General features: G+C 71.2%; 10 protein-coding genes. 3 read left to right on the top strand and 7 right to left on the bottom strand.

What is annotated here, in order from left to right; all coding sequences use genetic code 11:
* Positions 1-579: 579 nt before the first annotated feature.
* Positions 580-1218, bottom strand: coding sequence for a TetR/AcrR family transcriptional regulator (locus ID574_RS26605; RefSeq protein ID WP_188191690.1), 639 nt, complete (start codon positions 1216-1218; stop codon positions 580-582).
* Positions 1219-1309: 91 nt separating this feature from the next.
* Here ID574_RS26605 and ID574_RS26600 point away from each other — a divergent pair, with 91 nt between their 5' ends.
* Positions 1310-2611: a GH1 family beta-glucosidase gene (locus tag ID574_RS26600; protein WP_188191689.1), complete on the top strand. Its 1302-nt coding sequence runs from the start codon at positions 1310-1312 to the stop codon at positions 2609-2611.
* On the opposite strand, the gene ID574_RS26595 is transcribed toward ID574_RS26600, so the two are convergent.
* A complete protein-coding gene (locus ID574_RS26595; protein WP_188191688.1) occupies positions 2593-3489 on the bottom strand; it encodes a VldE C-terminal domain-containing protein in 897 nt (298 codons plus the stop codon). The genes ID574_RS26600 and ID574_RS26595 overlap by 19 nt on opposite strands.
* A gap of 201 nt (positions 3490-3690) precedes the next feature.
* Here ID574_RS26595 and ID574_RS26590 point away from each other — a divergent pair, with 201 nt between their 5' ends.
* Together ID574_RS26590 and ID574_RS26585 are read left to right on the top strand one after the other, a co-directional pair.
* On the top strand, positions 3691-6717 hold the full coding sequence (locus ID574_RS26590; protein ID WP_223167080.1) for a M14 family metallopeptidase: 3027 nt from the start codon (positions 3691-3693) through the stop codon (positions 6715-6717).
* A gap of 120 nt (positions 6718-6837) precedes the next feature.
* On the top strand, positions 6838-8271 hold the full coding sequence (locus ID574_RS26585; RefSeq protein ID WP_188191686.1) for an aldehyde dehydrogenase: 1434 nt from the start codon (positions 6838-6840) through the stop codon (positions 8269-8271).
* Between the two features lie 180 nt (positions 8272-8451).
* On the opposite strand, the gene ID574_RS26580 is transcribed toward ID574_RS26585, so the two are convergent.
* The 5 genes from ID574_RS26580 to ID574_RS26560 form a co-directional block, all read right to left on the bottom strand.
* A complete protein-coding gene (locus ID574_RS26580; protein WP_223167079.1) occupies positions 8452-9312 on the bottom strand; it encodes an alpha/beta hydrolase in 861 nt (286 codons plus the stop codon).
* A 10-nt stretch (positions 9313-9322) separates the two neighbouring features.
* Positions 9323-11125, bottom strand: a complete 1803-nt coding sequence (locus ID574_RS26575; protein WP_188191685.1) for an ATP-binding protein — start codon at positions 11123-11125, stop codon at positions 9323-9325.
* On the bottom strand, positions 11122-11487 hold the full coding sequence (locus ID574_RS26570; RefSeq protein ID WP_188191684.1) for an AMP-binding protein: 366 nt from the start codon (positions 11485-11487) through the stop codon (positions 11122-11124). The genes ID574_RS26575 and ID574_RS26570 overlap by 4 nt, the downstream gene beginning before the upstream one ends.
* A 56-nt stretch (positions 11488-11543) precedes the next feature.
* Positions 11544-13964 carry a LuxR C-terminal-related transcriptional regulator gene (locus tag ID574_RS26565; RefSeq protein ID WP_188191683.1) on the bottom strand — a complete coding sequence of 807 codons (2421 nt, stop codon included), beginning with the start codon at positions 13962-13964 and terminating at the stop codon, positions 11544-11546.
* Between the two features lie 83 nt (positions 13965-14047).
* Positions 14048-14791 carry an AMP-binding protein gene (locus tag ID574_RS26560; RefSeq protein ID WP_188191682.1) on the bottom strand — a complete coding sequence of 248 codons (744 nt, stop codon included), beginning with the start codon at positions 14789-14791 and terminating at the stop codon, positions 14048-14050.
* Between the last annotated feature and the right edge of the window lie 24 nt (positions 14792-14815).

The following is a 14815-nucleotide window of genomic DNA, read 5'->3' as shown; positions in this document are numbered from 1 at the left end:
CAGGGCGCCGCCACCACACGCCGACGTGGACACGGCCCGCCACCGCACGGGCGGCGGTCCTACTGCCAGCAGCCGCACGGCGGCAGGGCGCGGGGCAGTCGGGCCGGCCCGCCCGGGTTGCGGCGCGGCAGCGACAAGCCGGCGCGATCTCGCGACCCTCACCGCGCACCAGCCCACCCGCAGTCGGCCGTCCCCTCGGTCGCTCGACCGCACCGGGGGGACGGCGCAATCTGCCGTGGCGGAGGAGACGGCGAAGCGGGCACGGCGACAGGCGGCCCGCGACCACACGCCCGACAGCCACACGGGCGACGTGGACACGGTGCCTCACCACACGACCGGCGGGCCCACCCTCCGCAGTCGCACGGCGCCGGGACGGCGGGGCGGGCGAGCCGGACCCGCCGTCGCAGGCCCACGGGCGCGCGCACGGCCCGTCGGCGCACGGCCCGTCGGCGCACGGCCCGTCGGCGCACGGCCCGTCGGCGCACAGCCCATCGGCGGATGGCCCGTCGGCGGATGGCCCGTCGGCGGATGGCGAGAAGGGTGCGGGGGGCCGGTTCGAGTGGTGGGCCGGGGACGGGGTCAGGGGAGGTGGTCGGCGAGGTAGCGGCGGACGAGTTGCTTGCACTCGGCGATCAGCATCGCGTCGCCTCGGGGGTCGGCACGAAACGCGAGCTTGAGCACCGCGTCCGTGGCCTCCACGGCCACCTGCAGCGCCCGGTCCAGCCCCGGCCCCGCGGGCGCGTCCAGCAGCTCCAATGTGAGCGCCCGCAGCCGGTCGGCCACGATCGCGTTGTTGTCCTTAGACCCGTCGAGCGCCCGGTGTGTCCCCGGGAGCGCCGGTCCGCCCGGCGCCAGCAGCACCTCGCCGAAGTCCATCACCGCGAACCCCGGCGTGGTGCGTTTCATGTCCACGAACTCGTCGATGGCCAGATCGACGAGGTCGGTCCAGTGCCCGAGATCGGCCGTGGCGAGGCGCTCGGTGATCCGCTCCAGGAACGCGTCCAGGTTGCGCAGCGCCAGCGCACGCACCAATCCCTGTTTGTCATGGAAGAACTGGTAGAACGTGCCGATCGGCACCTCAGCCCGTCGCGCGACCTCCTTGGTGGTCAACGCCTCATATCCGACCTCGTCGAGCAGCAACGCGCACTCGTCGAGCATCCGCTCCACCCGCTCCACGCTGCGGCGTTGGGCGGGACGGCGGCGCAAGATACTCGTCATGCCCCCATCCTGTCGTATACCACCAGGTAAAGGGAGTCACACGGGCTCCAGTTAACATGAGCCATACTCGCATCACAGCAAGGAGCCTGCGATGTTCCTATGGGGTACGGCCACCGCCGCTTACCAGATCGAGGGCGCCGTCGCCGCGGACGGCAGAGGCGTCTCCATCTGGGACACGTTCTCCCACGAGCCCGGCCGCACCAGGGATGGCCACACCGGTGACCTGGCGTGCGACCACTACCACCGCTGGCGCGAGGACGTCGCCCTCATGTCCGGTCTCGGCGTGAACGCCTACCGGTTCTCGATCGCCTGGCCGCGCGTCCAGCCGCTCGGCACCGGCACGGCCAACCCCAAGGGCCTCGACTTCTACGAACGCCTCGTGGACGCCCTGCTGGAGGCGGGCATCCAGCCGGTGCCGACGCTGTTCCACTGGGATCTGCCGCAGGCGCTGCAGGATCGTGGCGGGTGGATGAATCGCGAAATATCCGAGATCTTCGCCGACTACGCCGCCATCGTGGCCAGCCGCCTCGCCGACCGCATCCCCCTCTGGATCACCCTGAACGAGCCCTTCGTCCACATGGCGTACGGCTACGCCATGGGAATCCACGCCCCCGGCCAGGCCCTCCTGACCGGCGCCCTCCCAGCCGGCCACCACCAGCTCCTGGCCCATGGCATGGCCGTGCGGGCCCTGAGAGCCGCGGGCGCCCGCCAGGTGGCGATCACGAACAACTGCACCCCGGTCTGGCCGGCGTCCCAGCAGGAGCCGGACCTCAGCGCGGCGCACGCGTACGACGTCCTGCACAACCGCCTGTTCAACGACCCCGTACTTCTCGGGAAATATCCGGACCTGTCGGCCTACACCCCCACGCTCGACTTCGTCCACGACGGCGACCTCGACGTCATCGCCGCCCCCCTGGACTTCCTGGGCGTCAACTACTACAACCCCACCCGCATAGCCGCCCCCACCTCCGAAGGGCTGCCGTTCACGGATGCGGGCATCACCGGCTACCCCACGACGGCGTTCGGCTGGCCGGTCGTCCCCGACGGCCTGCGCGAGCTGCTCACCGGACTCGAGACCAGGTACGGCGCCGCCCTCCCGCCCGTCCTCATCACGGAGAACGGCTGCTCCACCGACGACACGGCCACGCTCGACGACGGGCCCCGCATCGCGTTCCTCGAGGGCCACATCGCCGCGATGCGGCAGGCCATGGCCGAGGGTGTGGACGTGCGCGGCTACTTCGTCTGGTCCCTGCTGGACAACTTCGAGTGGGCCGAGGGCTACCACCAGCGCTTCGGCCTGGTCCACGTGGACTTCGAGACCCAGCGCCGCACTCCGAAGGCGTCGTACGCCTGGCTGCGGAGCTTCCTGGAGGCTCAGAAGACCGACACGTGAACGTGGTCGTAGTGGTTGGCCGTGATCCCGCCGCGATCTGACATCGGATCCCAGCCGCCGCCCGACCGGATGTCGTAGTAGCGCTGCTTCCAGATGATGTACATCACACCGAGCCTGGCGCCGTTCTTGATGAGATAGTCGGCCAGGGCGTCGCCGTTGGCGGCGTCGGCGCCTGTGGCCATGGTGCCGCCGGGGGACATCATGAAGTCGCAGGCCCGGCCCTTGCCGTGCTCGCCGGGGTCGCCGGCGCGGAAGCAGCCTACGCCGTATCTCGTGGGGAAGTTCGCCATGATCGCCGCACGTACCGAGATCATGCGGGGGGTCAGGTTGTCGGAGCCGCCGGGCCGCTGGAAGCCGTACTTGTTGAGCAGGCGCTGGATCTCGTCGCGCTTGTTCTCCAGGGCCTTGATCTCCTTCTTCATCTTCTGGATCTTGTCGTTGGCCTCGACCTTGGCGTTCTTGGACTTCTCGATCAGCTTCTGGATGCTCTTGACGCGCTGGGTCCGCTCGTTGGCCATGTAGGTCATGTTGGCCGCCTGGCCCAGGACCTGGTGCGGCTCGGCCTGCATGCCGAACATCTGGACGGTGTCGAGCGGGCCCAGGATGTAGGCGGTCTGGGCGATGCGCGCCACATCCGCCTGGGCGGCCTTGAGCTGGGCCTCCAGGTCGCTCGACGTGTCGGTCGCCCGCTTGGCCTGGATCCTGATCTCCTCCAGGCTCTGGATCTGCCCGCGGTAGAGCTCGTTGAGCTTGGCCGCCTGTTTGGTGAGTTTGCGCAGTTCAGCGGGGCTGGGAGCGGCCGCTGCGGGCTCCGGGGCGGGGAGGGTGACCAGCCCGGCGAGAACGGCGACAAGAACGGCGATCCGCCAGATTCTCACACCCGTCCCTCCCCTCATAGACGGACCGAAACTATAGAAGATGATCTTGTTGCCTGTCATCCGAACGACGGAACTGCTGCACCCTTGGTGATATTTGACGAAGTTTGTCCGAATTAAGACAAGTCTAAAGATTGGGTCTTGCGGAGATCGCTCCAACCGTCTGAGATGGCGATCGACTTCGTCTCTGCGAAGGGGCAGACCGTGTCTCGATCAATCACCCTCGCCACGGCCGTGATCCTCGGCTTAGGCACGTCCCTCGTGGCCATCCCCGCCCAAGTGTCCGCGGCCCCGCTGCCGCCCGGCGACCAGATCGAGCTCTACCAGCTCGACGGCGCGCCGGGCACCGGACAGACGCTTCGAGAGAAGGGCTTCGACGTCGTCCAGCAGGAGGCCGAGGGCGACAAGGAGCACGTCGAACTGACCGCGGCCCAGGCGGACCTCGCCGGGCTCAAGAAGCTCGGCTACAAGCCCGAACCCGTACGCAACCCCCAGGGCCAGACCCAGCTGGAGGCCGCCAAGGCTCAGGCGACCGGCGGATACACCGTCTGGAAGTCGTACTCCGAGCCCGGCGGCATCGCCGACCAGCTCAAGGCCATCGCGAACGCCAACAAGGACATCGTCAAGCTGCAGTCCATCGGCAAGTCCCTGAACGGCAAGGACATCCTGGCCGCCAAGGTGACCACCGGCGCCCGGCTGCTGCCCGACGGCCTCAAGCCGTCCACGCTGTTCTCCGCCACGCAGCACGCCCGCGAGTGGATCACCACCGAGGTCGACATGCGGCTGCTGAAGTACGTGATCGCGAACAAGACCCAGCTGAAGGATCTGCTCAACAAGACCGAGCTGTGGTTCGTGCCGGTGGCCAACCCCGACGGCTACGACTTCACGTTCACCGAGGGCAATCGCCTGTGGCGCAAGAACCTGCGTGACGTCAACGGCGACGGGAAGATCACGGTCGGCGACGGCGTCGACCCGAACCGGAACTTCCCCACGAACTTCCACTACGACGAAGAAGGCTCCTCGAGCGTCCCCAGCAGCGACACCTACCGCGGCGCGGGCCCGGCCAGCGAGCCGGAGACCAAGGCCATGGACGGTCTGCTCAAGCGCGTCGGCTTCGAGATGCAGCTGAACTACCACTCCTACGGCCCGCTGCTGCTCTACCCGATCGGCGTGCAGATCGCCACGGAGACGGCCGACAACCCGATCTACGAGGCTCTCACCGGGACCGACGAGAAGCCGGCCGTGCCCGGATTCGACCCGGACCTCGGCGCCGAGCTGTACACGACGAACGGCGACACCAACGACCAGGCGCACTTCCGGTACGGCACGCTGTCCTGGACACCTGAGCTCAACGAGGGCTGCGACGGCTGCGGGTTCGTCTTCCCCGACGACGAGGCCCTGGTGCAGGCGGAGTTCGAGAAGAACCTGCCGTTCGCCCTGGACGTCGCCAAGTCCGCGGTCAACCCGGTCGAGCCGGTGAGCCACCTGGGCAACAAGACCCCCGACTTCGTGCTCGACCCGTTCGAGGTCAGCCATGGCAAGGACCAGGTCGTCCAGGTCAACGCCAAACGCAAGCTCGGCCCGGTCTTCCTGAACTACCAGGTCAACGGCGGCCGCACCAAGACCGTCCTGACCGGCGAGTGGAAGGGCGGCGAGCGCTACGGCAAGGGCTACAACCGCTACTACCACTGGATGCGCGGCAAGATCACCGGCACGAAGCCCGGTGACAAGGTGAAGGTCTGGTTCTCCTCGATCGGCAGGAAGAGCGCCGACTTCACCTACACCGTGGCCGCCGACATCGGCGGGAAGGTGCTGGTCCTGGCCACCGAGGACGTCACCGGCATCAGCCCGGCGCAGGGCGTGACCGAGGCCAAGTACGCCGACGACTACGCCGCCGCGCTCCAGGCGGCCGGCTACACCTCGGACGTCTACGACATGGACAAGATGGGCCGCAAGGCCCCGCACCCGCTCGGCGTGCTCAGCCACTACGACGCCGTGGTGTGGGAGACCGGCGACGACATCATCCCGAGGTCGGTCGGCCAGGTGCCGGGCACCACGTCCAAGGGCGGCGTGGAGACCGAGCTGGCCGTGCGCGACTACCTCAACGAGGGCGGCAAGCTGCTGCACGCGGGCAAGTACCCGTCGTTCGCGGCCAACAACAACGGGGCGTACTACTACGAGCCCGACTACCCCGCGCAGCCCGAGTGCACGGTCGACGACGACCCGCCGTGCATCCCGGTGTTCAACGACTTCCAGCAGTACTGGCTGGGCGCCTACGTCTTCTTCGACGACGCGGGCACCGACCACGACACCGGGCAGCCGTTCCCGCTGAAGGGCAACGGCGGCCGGTTCGACGGCTTCAACGCCACGCTGGAGCCGAGCCACACCAACTCCTTCGTGGCGACCTCGGCCATCCTGCCCGCGGACAAGTTCCCGCTGTTCGCGAGCTCCGCCCAGGTCAAGTGGGTACGCCCGGGCGGCCCCTTCGACCCGCACACCGGCGCCTGGGACGTCTACAGCGGCATCGCCGACGTCTCGTGGAAGCGGCTGACCAAGACCATCGACCTGACCGGCAAGACGAGCGGCGACCTGTCGTTCTGGACGTCGTACGACACCGAGGCCGAATGGGACTTCCTGACCGTGGAGGCCCGCACGGCGGGCGGGGACGACTGGACGACGCTGCCCGACGCCAACGGCCACACCTCGCAGGTCACGGGCAGCAGCTGTGACCCGCCGAGCGGCGGCGACGGCTGGCGGACCATCCATCCGTTCACGCAGCGCTACCAGGGCCCGAACTGCGAGCCGACCGGCACCTCCGGCTCATGGAACGCCGCCTCGGGCAACTCGGCCGGCTGGCAGCAGTGGAAGATCGACCTCACCCCGTACGCGGGCAAGCAGGTCGAGCTGTCCATCTCCTACATCAGCGACTGGGGCACCCAGGGCGCGGGCGTCTTCCTCGACGACTTCAAGGTCACGCTGGACGGCGCGACGGCCGAGGAGACCTCGTTCGAGTCCGATCTCGGCGGCTGGACCGTCGGGGCGCCGCCCGAGGGGAGCTCCTCGTCGGTCAACAACTGGTTCAGGACGGACCAGATCTTCGAGGAGGGCGGCGGCATCGTCACCGAGGACACCGTCTACCTCGGGTTCGGGGTCGAGAGCGTAGCCGACCAGACCACGCGTACGGACCTCGTCAAGCGGTCCATGCAGCACCTGCTCGGCGATTCTCGCTGAGGCCTTCGGAGGGGCGCGGCGCCGTGGCGTCGCGCCCCTCTTGCGTGTCTGGACAGAACATGGTTCGGTCGCCTTGAGGCGTACCGTTAGCAAGCAAGCGTTCGGCCGGGAGGTCACGACATGCGCCAGCACGACACGCTGTTCATCGGGGGCGAATGGGTGGCCCCAGCGGACACGGCCACCATCGACGTCATCTCGCCGCACACCGAGGAGCTCGTCGGCCGGGTGCCCGACGGCACGGCCGCGGACATGGAGCGCGCGGTGGCGGCCGCCCGCGAGGCGTTCGACCACGGGCCCTGGCCGCGGATGACGTTCGCCGAGCGGGCCGAGGTGATCGGCAGGCTGGCCGCGATCTACAACGAGCGGCAGGGCGAGATGGCCCAGCTCATCACGGAGGAGATGGGCTCGCCGATCACGTTCTCGAACCTGGCCCAGGCGCCGCAGCCGCTCGGCATGCTGCAGTACTACGCCGAGCTCGGCAAGACGTACGAGCAGGAGGAGCAGCGGCCCGGCCTGTTCGGCCCGGTCACGGTGCGGCGTGAGCCCGTGGGCGTGGTCGCGGCCGTGGTGCCGTGGAACGTCCCGCAGTTCGTCACCATGACGAAGGTGGCGCCCGCGCTGCTGGCCGGCTGCACGATCGTGCTCAAGCCGGCGCCGGAGACGCCGCTGGACGCGTTCCTGCTGGCCGAGTGGGCGGCCGAGGCGGGCGTGCCCGCCGGGGTGTTCAACGTCGTGCCCGCGGGCCGCGAGGTCGGCGAGCACCTGATCTCGCACGCCGGCGTGGACAAGGTGGCCTTCACCGGCTCCACCGCCGCCGGCCGGCGCATCGGGGCCATCTGCGGCGAGCAGCTCAAGCGGGTCAGCCTGGAGCTGGGCGGCAAGTCCGCGGCGATCATCCTCGACGACGCCGACCTCGCCGGCACCATGGGCTTCCTGTCGATGGCCTCCCTCATGAACAACGGGCAGGCGTGCGTGGCGCAGACCCGCATCCTGGCCTCCCGCAACCGCTACGACGAGGTCGTCGAGGCCGTGGCCGACATGGTGGGCTCCCAGCCCGTCGGCGACCCGGCCGACCCGGCGACCGGCATCGGCCCGCTCGTGGCCAAGCGGCAGCAGGACCGCGTCGAGGGCTACATCAAGATCGGCATGGACGAGGGCGCCAAGGTCGTGGTGGGCGGACTCAACCGGCCGTACGACCGGGGCTGGTACGTCTCCCCCACCGTCTTCGCCGGCGTCTCCAACGACATGCGCATCGCCCGCGAGGAGATCTTCGGCCCCGTCCTGGTCGTGATCCCGTACGAGGACGAGGCGGACGCCGTCAGGATCGCCAACGACAGCGACTACGGCCTGGCCGGCACGGTGTGGACGAGCGACACCGAGCACGGCATGGAGGTGGCCCGCCAGGTGCGCGCCGGCACGTACGGCGTCAACTGCTTCATGCTGGAGACGAACTCGCCCTTCGGCGGCTTCAAGGCCAGCGGCATCGGCCGCGAGCTCGGCCCCGAAGGCCTGCAGGGCTACCTCGAATACAAGTCGATCGCCCGGCTGGGCTGAGCCGACATGCGAGTGTGCACCCAGCGCGCCCCCGCGACGCTAGGTGCACACCTCGCTACATGGGGTAGACACCGCCTGACACCTGAAGTATGTCCCACGCCCGCCGCATCGGCGGTTTTCATCCTCAGGGGCTTTCTCCCGGCGGTTTTCTTCCATCCGTCCTAGGTAGACGTGTTTTACTCACGAAAGGTTCGACGAGATCCATTTACCGATTCGCCGGATGAGTTCGGGCGTCGCGGCGGATTCGGCGTGACCGTATCCGGGCTCGATCCACAGCTCCTTGGGCTCGCGCGCGCCGGCGTACAGCTGGTGTGCGTGCTCCAGCGGGAAGAACGTGTCGGCATCCCCGTGGACGATCAGCAGCGGCGTCGGTGAGATGAGGGCGGCGGCCTCGTGGGGCGGCATCGGGATCGGGTCCCACCGGCCGCGGGCGATCCTGGTGCGCTTGGCCACCCGGGCCGCCCAGCGGCCGAACGGCTGCTCGATCGCCCAGTGGACCTGGCGCATAGGCTTGGTGCCCCGGTAGTACCAGCGGGCCGGACCGCTCACCGCCGCCACCGCGTCCACCCCGCCGCGCAACCCCGCGTGCCGTACGGCCACCGCCGCGCCCATGGAGAACCCCACCACCGCGATCTTCCGGTAGCCCACCACGCGGGCGTGCCTGACGGCCGCCTCCACGTCGAGGATCTCCAGGTCGCCGACGGTCGTCTCGCCGCCGGAGCGGCCGTGGCCGCGGAAGTCGAAGGCGACCACGCCGCCGTATCGGCTCAGCACGTGCACGATGCGGCGTGCCGGGCGTTCCCGCCACGATCCGGTGAAACCGTGCGCCACCACGATCCCGACGTCCATGGCCTCACTCCGTGAGGCGGGCTCGGTCGCCTCGATGCCGCCGCCTTCCCCCGTCGCTCTGGTCGCGCTCCCGGCGCTCCTCCTCCAGGCGTCGGCGCTCCCTCGCGTGCGCGCGAAGGGGGTGTGGGCGGCGTCGAGGCGAACCCCGTCCTCGGTCCTGAGCATGACGGGGAAATGGCGCGCGAGAGGCATGAATACGAGCTTAAGCTCGCTCGCCGTCGAGCACCCGCAGGGCCGCCTCCTCCGACCGGCGCAGGGCGGTGCCCGCGGCGGCGGCCAGCGCCGCGCCGTCCAGGTCGCCTGCGGCCTCGGCCACCGCGCCCAGGCGGGTCAGCGCCCTGGCGAGCGTCCGGCAGTGACCGGACTCCCTGGCCAGGGCGAGCGCCTCCGCGCCGCGCCGCCGCGCGTACCGCAGCTGCCCCTTGGAGAGCGCCAGCTCGAGCTGCGCGATCCTGACGGTGGCCAGCCCGGCCACGTCGCCGTGGGCGGTCGCCGCCGCCTCCAGCTCCTCCATGCAGCGCAGCGCGCGCTCACTCTGCCCGGTGCGGAGGAGCACCGTCAGGGCGACGCCGTACGTGACGCCCGTCCAATGCGTGTACGGGTGCCGCTTCTGCTCCTCGACGGCCCGCACGACGAGCTCTTCGGCGGCGGCCGGCTCGCCGCCGAGCACCAGCCCGTACGCCAGCCCGACCTCACCCGCCGCGACCAGGTCCGCGGGCACGCCGGTCAGGTCCAGCGCGAGCAGCCGCTCGTGCCAGCCGACGCTCTCGGCCGGCTGGCCGCGCACGGCCAGGACCGCGCGGGCCAGGCGCAGGCCGAGCGCCGGGGCGCCGGACTCCACGGCCCAGTCGACGGCGATCCGGCAGTCGTCGAGCAGCCCGCGGGCCCTGACGAAGTGCGGGAGGCGCTCGCTCCACGGCGTCCGGCGGCCCGGCCGGCCCGCCTCGTGGCAGCGCTCCATCTCCTCGCAGACCGCCTCCAGGTGGCGGTCGCGCAGGCAGGCGTCCTCGCCGGCCTCGGCCAGCCGCTCTGCGGCGTAGCACCTGATGGTCTCGGGCAGCCGGTAGCGGCCGCCGGCGGCGTGGCGGCGCACCAGCGACGCGTCCAGCAGGCCGGTGAGCAGGCCGGGCACCTCGGCCTCGCGCAGGATGCCGCCGTCGGCGCAGACCCGCTCGGCCAGGCCGAGGTCGAAGCCGCCCGCGAACACCGACAACCGGCGCAGCAGCACCCGCTCTTTCGGCTGGAGCAGGTCGTGACTCCACTCGACGGCGAGCAGGAGGACGCGCTGCCGGTGCGGGAGGGAGCGGCGGTCGCGCCTGACGAGCAGGCCGAGCCGGTCGGCGATGCGGCCCGGGCTCAGCAGGGCGGTGCGGGCGGCTGCCAGCTCCAGCGCCAGCGGCAGGCCGTCGAGCACCTGGCACACGCGCGCCACGTCGGCCATGCCCGAGGACACGCCACGGGCGCCGGCCGCCGCCGCCCGCTCGGCGAAGAGCTGCACGGACTCCGCGTCGGGGCGGTCGTCGTCGGGCAGGTCGAGCGGCGGAACCCGCCACACCAGCTCGCCGGGGACGCACAGAGGCTCACGGCAGGTGAGCAGGAACCGCGGTCCGGGGCAGCCGGCGACGAGCTCGGCGACCAGCGAGGCGCAACGCTCACGGCCGTGATCGCAGCCGTCCAGCACGACCAGCGCCCTGGCCTCACGCAGGCTGTCGAACAGCCGCCCGGCGCGCTCGTCCCGGACGCCGAGCGCCTCGGCCGGCTCGGTGACGGCCGGCCCGGGGTCGCGGACGCGGGCCGCCTCGACCAGCCACACCCCGTCGGGGAACCACGCCGCCGCCCGCGCCGCCACGCGGAGCGCCAGGCGGGTCTTGCCGATGCCGGCCGCCCCGATCAGCGTGATCACCCGTTCTTGCCTGAGGAGCGCGCTCAAGGCGGCCACGTCGAGCGCGCGTCCGACGAACCGGTCGGGCTCGGCGGGGAGGTTGTGGGGGGCATGCGCGATCATGTGGAGAGGGCGCACAGGTCCGCGACGCTCATGACGATCCGCACCCGCGACTCCTCCGCCGCCTCCAGCGCCCGCGGCAGGTCGGAGATCAGCACGCGGGCGCCGCTGTCCCTGATGCGTTCCCTGAGCGCGTCCGCGTCGAGGTCGGCGGACACCGGCCAGGCCACGCCGCCCGCGGCGATCACCGCGTCGGTCGCCACCAGCAGGTCGGGACCGACGGGCAGGCAGATGAGCACGGTGTCGCCCGACCGCACCCCACGGCGCCGCAACTGGACGATCGCGATGGCGGACCTCTCGTCCAGCTGCTCCTCGGTGAGCTTCAGGCCCGTGCCCGAGTCGACGATGACGATGCGCTCATCCATGCTGACCACCGTAGGGAGGGCGTCTCGTACGTACATGGGGCGGAATATGCAGATCCCTATGCAGAAGAGTCCGAAGGGTGTTCGGCTGCCCACACCGCGATCTGCGCGCGGGAGGTGTAGCCCAGTTTCTCCATGATGTTGGCGATGTGCCGCGCGACCGTGGCCGGGCTGATGACCAGTTCCTCCGCGATGGCCCGGTTGGACAACCCCCGCGTGAGCAGATGGGCGATCTCCTGCTCGCGGGCGGTGAGGAGCGAGCGCCTGACGGGCTCGGCGACCGCGGGCGGCCCTCCCGGCGCCGCCCGCTCGCCCTCCAGCACGTGACGGGCCGCGTCGTCGGGGCTCATCGCCCGGCCCCGCGACCACAGGGACGTGGTGCGGCCGTCGCCCAGCTTGGCGCGGGCCCTGGCGAGCAGCTCCTCCATCCTGGTCGTGGCGGAGTGTTGCCCGATCGACTCGCGGAGCGTGGCCGCCGCCGCGGCGGCCAGCACGGCGCCCTCCAGGTCGCCCTCGTGCTCGGCCAGCACCGAGAGCCCCACCAGGCAGCGGGCCACACCCTGGCGCTGCCCGGTCTCCCTGCTCAGCGCCAGGCTCGCGGCCAGCCGCTCCCTGGCGGTGCCGAACTCGTGCAGCATGGCCGCGACCCGGCCGCTCCTGGCCAGGCAGCGCGCCAGGTCGGCGTCGTTGGCCAGCTCGCGCAGCCACGGGACGGCCAGGTCGTACTGGCCCCTGGCCGTGACCAGGTCGCCGCGGGCCTCGGCCACGGCGCCGAGCTGGGTCGCGGTCCTCGCCATGATCCAGCGGTGGCCGTGCTCGCGGGCCCGGGCCAGCGCCTCCTCGCCGTGCCGCTGCGCCTCGCGCAACCGGCCGCGCATGAGCGCCACCGCCGACAGCCCGGCCAGGCCCGCCGCCTGGTTCCAGGTGTCGCCGGAGCGGATGGCGACGGCCAGGCCCTCCTCCGCGTGGTGCAGCGCCTCGTCCGCGCGGCCCATGCGCAGCAGCACCACGACGAGGAGACTGTGGGTGACGCAGCGCCCGAACACGTTGTCCGGCGACATGCCCGCCAGGCTCTCCCGCGCCACCTCCAGCGAACGGCCCAGCTCGTCCCGCGACTCCAGGCCGTAGGCGAGGAAGGACTTGACGTGCGCGATCTGCTCGCCGGTCACGCCGGACACGTCGAGCGCGAGCAGCCGCTCGATCCAGCCCACGATCTCCGCCGGATTGCCGCCGACCGGCAGCAGGCCCGTGCTGGTGGTGCAGAGCCGCAGGCCCAGCGGCACGTTGCCGGACTCGGCGGCCCAGTCGAGCGCCAACCGCTGGTCGTCGAGCAGGATCCTGCTCGCGGTCAGGGCGCGCAGGCGTTCCTGCCACGGCACGCCTGGCTCGACCATCTCCGTCGCGAAATGGCGCTCCTGCAGCTCGCAGAGCACCTTGAGGTGCCGCTCGCGCAGGACCTCGCGCTCGCCGGCCTGCTCCAGGCGCTCGACCGAGTAGCGCCTGATGGTCTCCAGCAGCCGGTAGCGGGTGCGGCTCTCGTCGCACGACACCAGCGACTTGTCGACCAGGCCGCCCAGCAGGTCGAGGATCTCCGCCCGCGAGATGGGCCGCTCGGCGCACACCTGCTCGGCCAGGTCGAGGTCGAAGCCGCCGGCGAACACCGACAGCCGCCGCAGCAACACCTGCTCCTTGGCCGAGAGCAGGTCGTAGCTCCAGTCGACGGCCGCCAGCAGCGTGCGCTGCCGCGCGGGGGCGGTGCGGCCGCCCGTGGTGAGCAGCGAGAAACGGTCGTCGATGCGGTCGGCGATCTGTCCGGGGCTGAGCAGGCTCGTACGCGCCGCCGCCAGCTCCAGCGCCAGCGGCAGCCCGTCGAGCGCCCGGCACAGGCGTACGACGTCGGGCAGGCTGCCGGGCCCCAGCCGGGTGCCGACGGCCTTGGCACGGTCCAAGAACAGCTGCACGGACTCCGCGTCGGCGCCCTCCGAATCCGGCAGGTCGAGCGGCGGAACCCGCCAGATCAGCTCGCTGGCGATGCGCAGCGGCTCCCTGCTGGTGACCAGGACGCTCAGCCGCGGGCAGGCGGCCACCAGCCCGGCCGTCACCTCGGCACAGGTGTCGACCAGATGCTCGCAGTTGTCGAGCAGCAGCAGGCAGCGCAGGTCACGCAGCCTGGCCGCCACGGTGTCGAACAGCGGCCGGTTGGGCTCCTCGCCCACGCGCAGCACGCGGGCCAGCTCCGGCACGACCAGCTCCGCCCGGCTGAGCCTGGCCAGCTCGATCAGCCAGACCCCGTCGGGATAGGCGGGCACCAGCCCCGCGGCCAACCTCAGGGCCAGCCGCGTCTTGCCGATGCCGCCGACCCCGCACAGGGTCACGACGCGCGTCTGGCCGAACAGCCCGCGCAGATCGTCGAGATCGCGTTCGCGACCCACGAACCGGTTGGGCTCTGCTGGAAGGTTGTGCCTGGGGGGCTCTGGCATGTGGTCACCCTGCGTCGCGGAAGGATCACACTCTCCCACAGTGTCGCACTTTTCCGAGCCCTGATTCCGTCAGGAAGAGACCTTCACAACCCGAGCGAGCTCACGACCGCCCTCTCGTCCACGACGCGCAGGATCGGATCGCCGAGCAGCCGTCTGGCCAGGTCGTAGGGGGCCACCACCATGGTTGCCCGGCGCTCCTTGGCCAGCACCCGGCAGCCGACCAGACTCGGCCCGTGCGCGACCACGACGTGGGCGCCGGACATCATCGCCAGGTCCATCACCCGCAGGCCCCTGAACGGCTCGCTCACCGCACTGATCACGACGTCGTCCTTGGCGACCACCAGGCGCGCCGCCAGCCTGCGCAGGTCGCCGGCCAGCTCGATGTGGTCGAACATGCGCAGGCCGTCGAGCGTGATCGCCGGCCCGGCCAGCGGGCCGAACTCGACGGAGCCGTTGGCCAGCAGCTCGCCGAAGGGCCTGGTGCCCGGCGCCGGCCGGAAGGAGAAGACCTGATCGGCCTTCACGGCGGCCGGGTCGTAGGAGCGCTGGGTGATCATCATGCGGGCCCGGCCCGCGGACCCGAGCACCGCGATCCCGCCGGCCCAGGCCACGCAGTGGACCGCCACGGGCAGCGACGCGCCGAGCGGAACGTCGACGATCACGTGGTCGCCCTGGCGCAGCCCCTGGCGGCGCAGGCCCGCCGCGGCCCGCGTGACACGCCGCACGAACGCGGAGTACGACAACACCTCGCCGGTCCTGACGTCGCTCACCGCCGGCTGGTCACCCTTCGTCGGCGCCGACGCCATAACCAGCTCTGTCCACGTCATGCCGACAATCTAGGGACCGCGCCC

The sequence above is a fragment of the Nonomuraea sp. SYSU D8015 genome (assembly GCF_008065375.1).
In the GTDB taxonomy this organism is placed as follows: domain Bacteria; phylum Actinomycetota; class Actinomycetes; order Streptosporangiales; family Streptosporangiaceae; genus Nonomuraea.
Note: the sequence above shows the minus strand (reverse complement) of the source record. Positions and strands in the feature narration are given on the sequence as shown.

Excerpts from the sequence above, each read along its gene's own strand:
- ID574_RS26605 (WP_188191690.1), bottom strand. The coding sequence starts at position 1,218 with ATGACGAGTATCTTGCGCCGCCGTCCCGCCCAACGCCGCAGCGTGGAG.
- ID574_RS26600 (WP_188191689.1), top strand. The coding sequence starts at position 1,310 with ATGTTCCTATGGGGTACGGCCACCGCCGCTTACCAGATCGAGGGCGCC.
- ID574_RS26585 (WP_188191686.1), top strand. The coding sequence starts at position 6,838 with ATGCGCCAGCACGACACGCTGTTCATCGGGGGCGAATGGGTGGCCCCA.
- ID574_RS26580 (WP_223167079.1), bottom strand. The coding sequence starts at position 9,312 with ATGCCTCTCGCGCGCCATTTCCCCGTCATGCTCAGGACCGAGGACGGG.
- ID574_RS26575 (WP_188191685.1), bottom strand. The coding sequence starts at position 11,125 with ATGATCGCGCATGCCCCCCACAACCTCCCCGCCGAGCCCGACCGGTTC.
- ID574_RS26570 (WP_188191684.1), bottom strand. The coding sequence starts at position 11,487 with ATGGATGAGCGCATCGTCATCGTCGACTCGGGCACGGGCCTGAAGCTC.
- ID574_RS26565 (WP_188191683.1), bottom strand. The coding sequence starts at position 13,964 with ATGCCAGAGCCCCCCAGGCACAACCTTCCAGCAGAGCCCAACCGGTTC.
- ID574_RS26560 (WP_188191682.1), bottom strand. The coding sequence starts at position 14,791 with ATGACGTGGACAGAGCTGGTTATGGCGTCGGCGCCGACGAAGGGTGAC.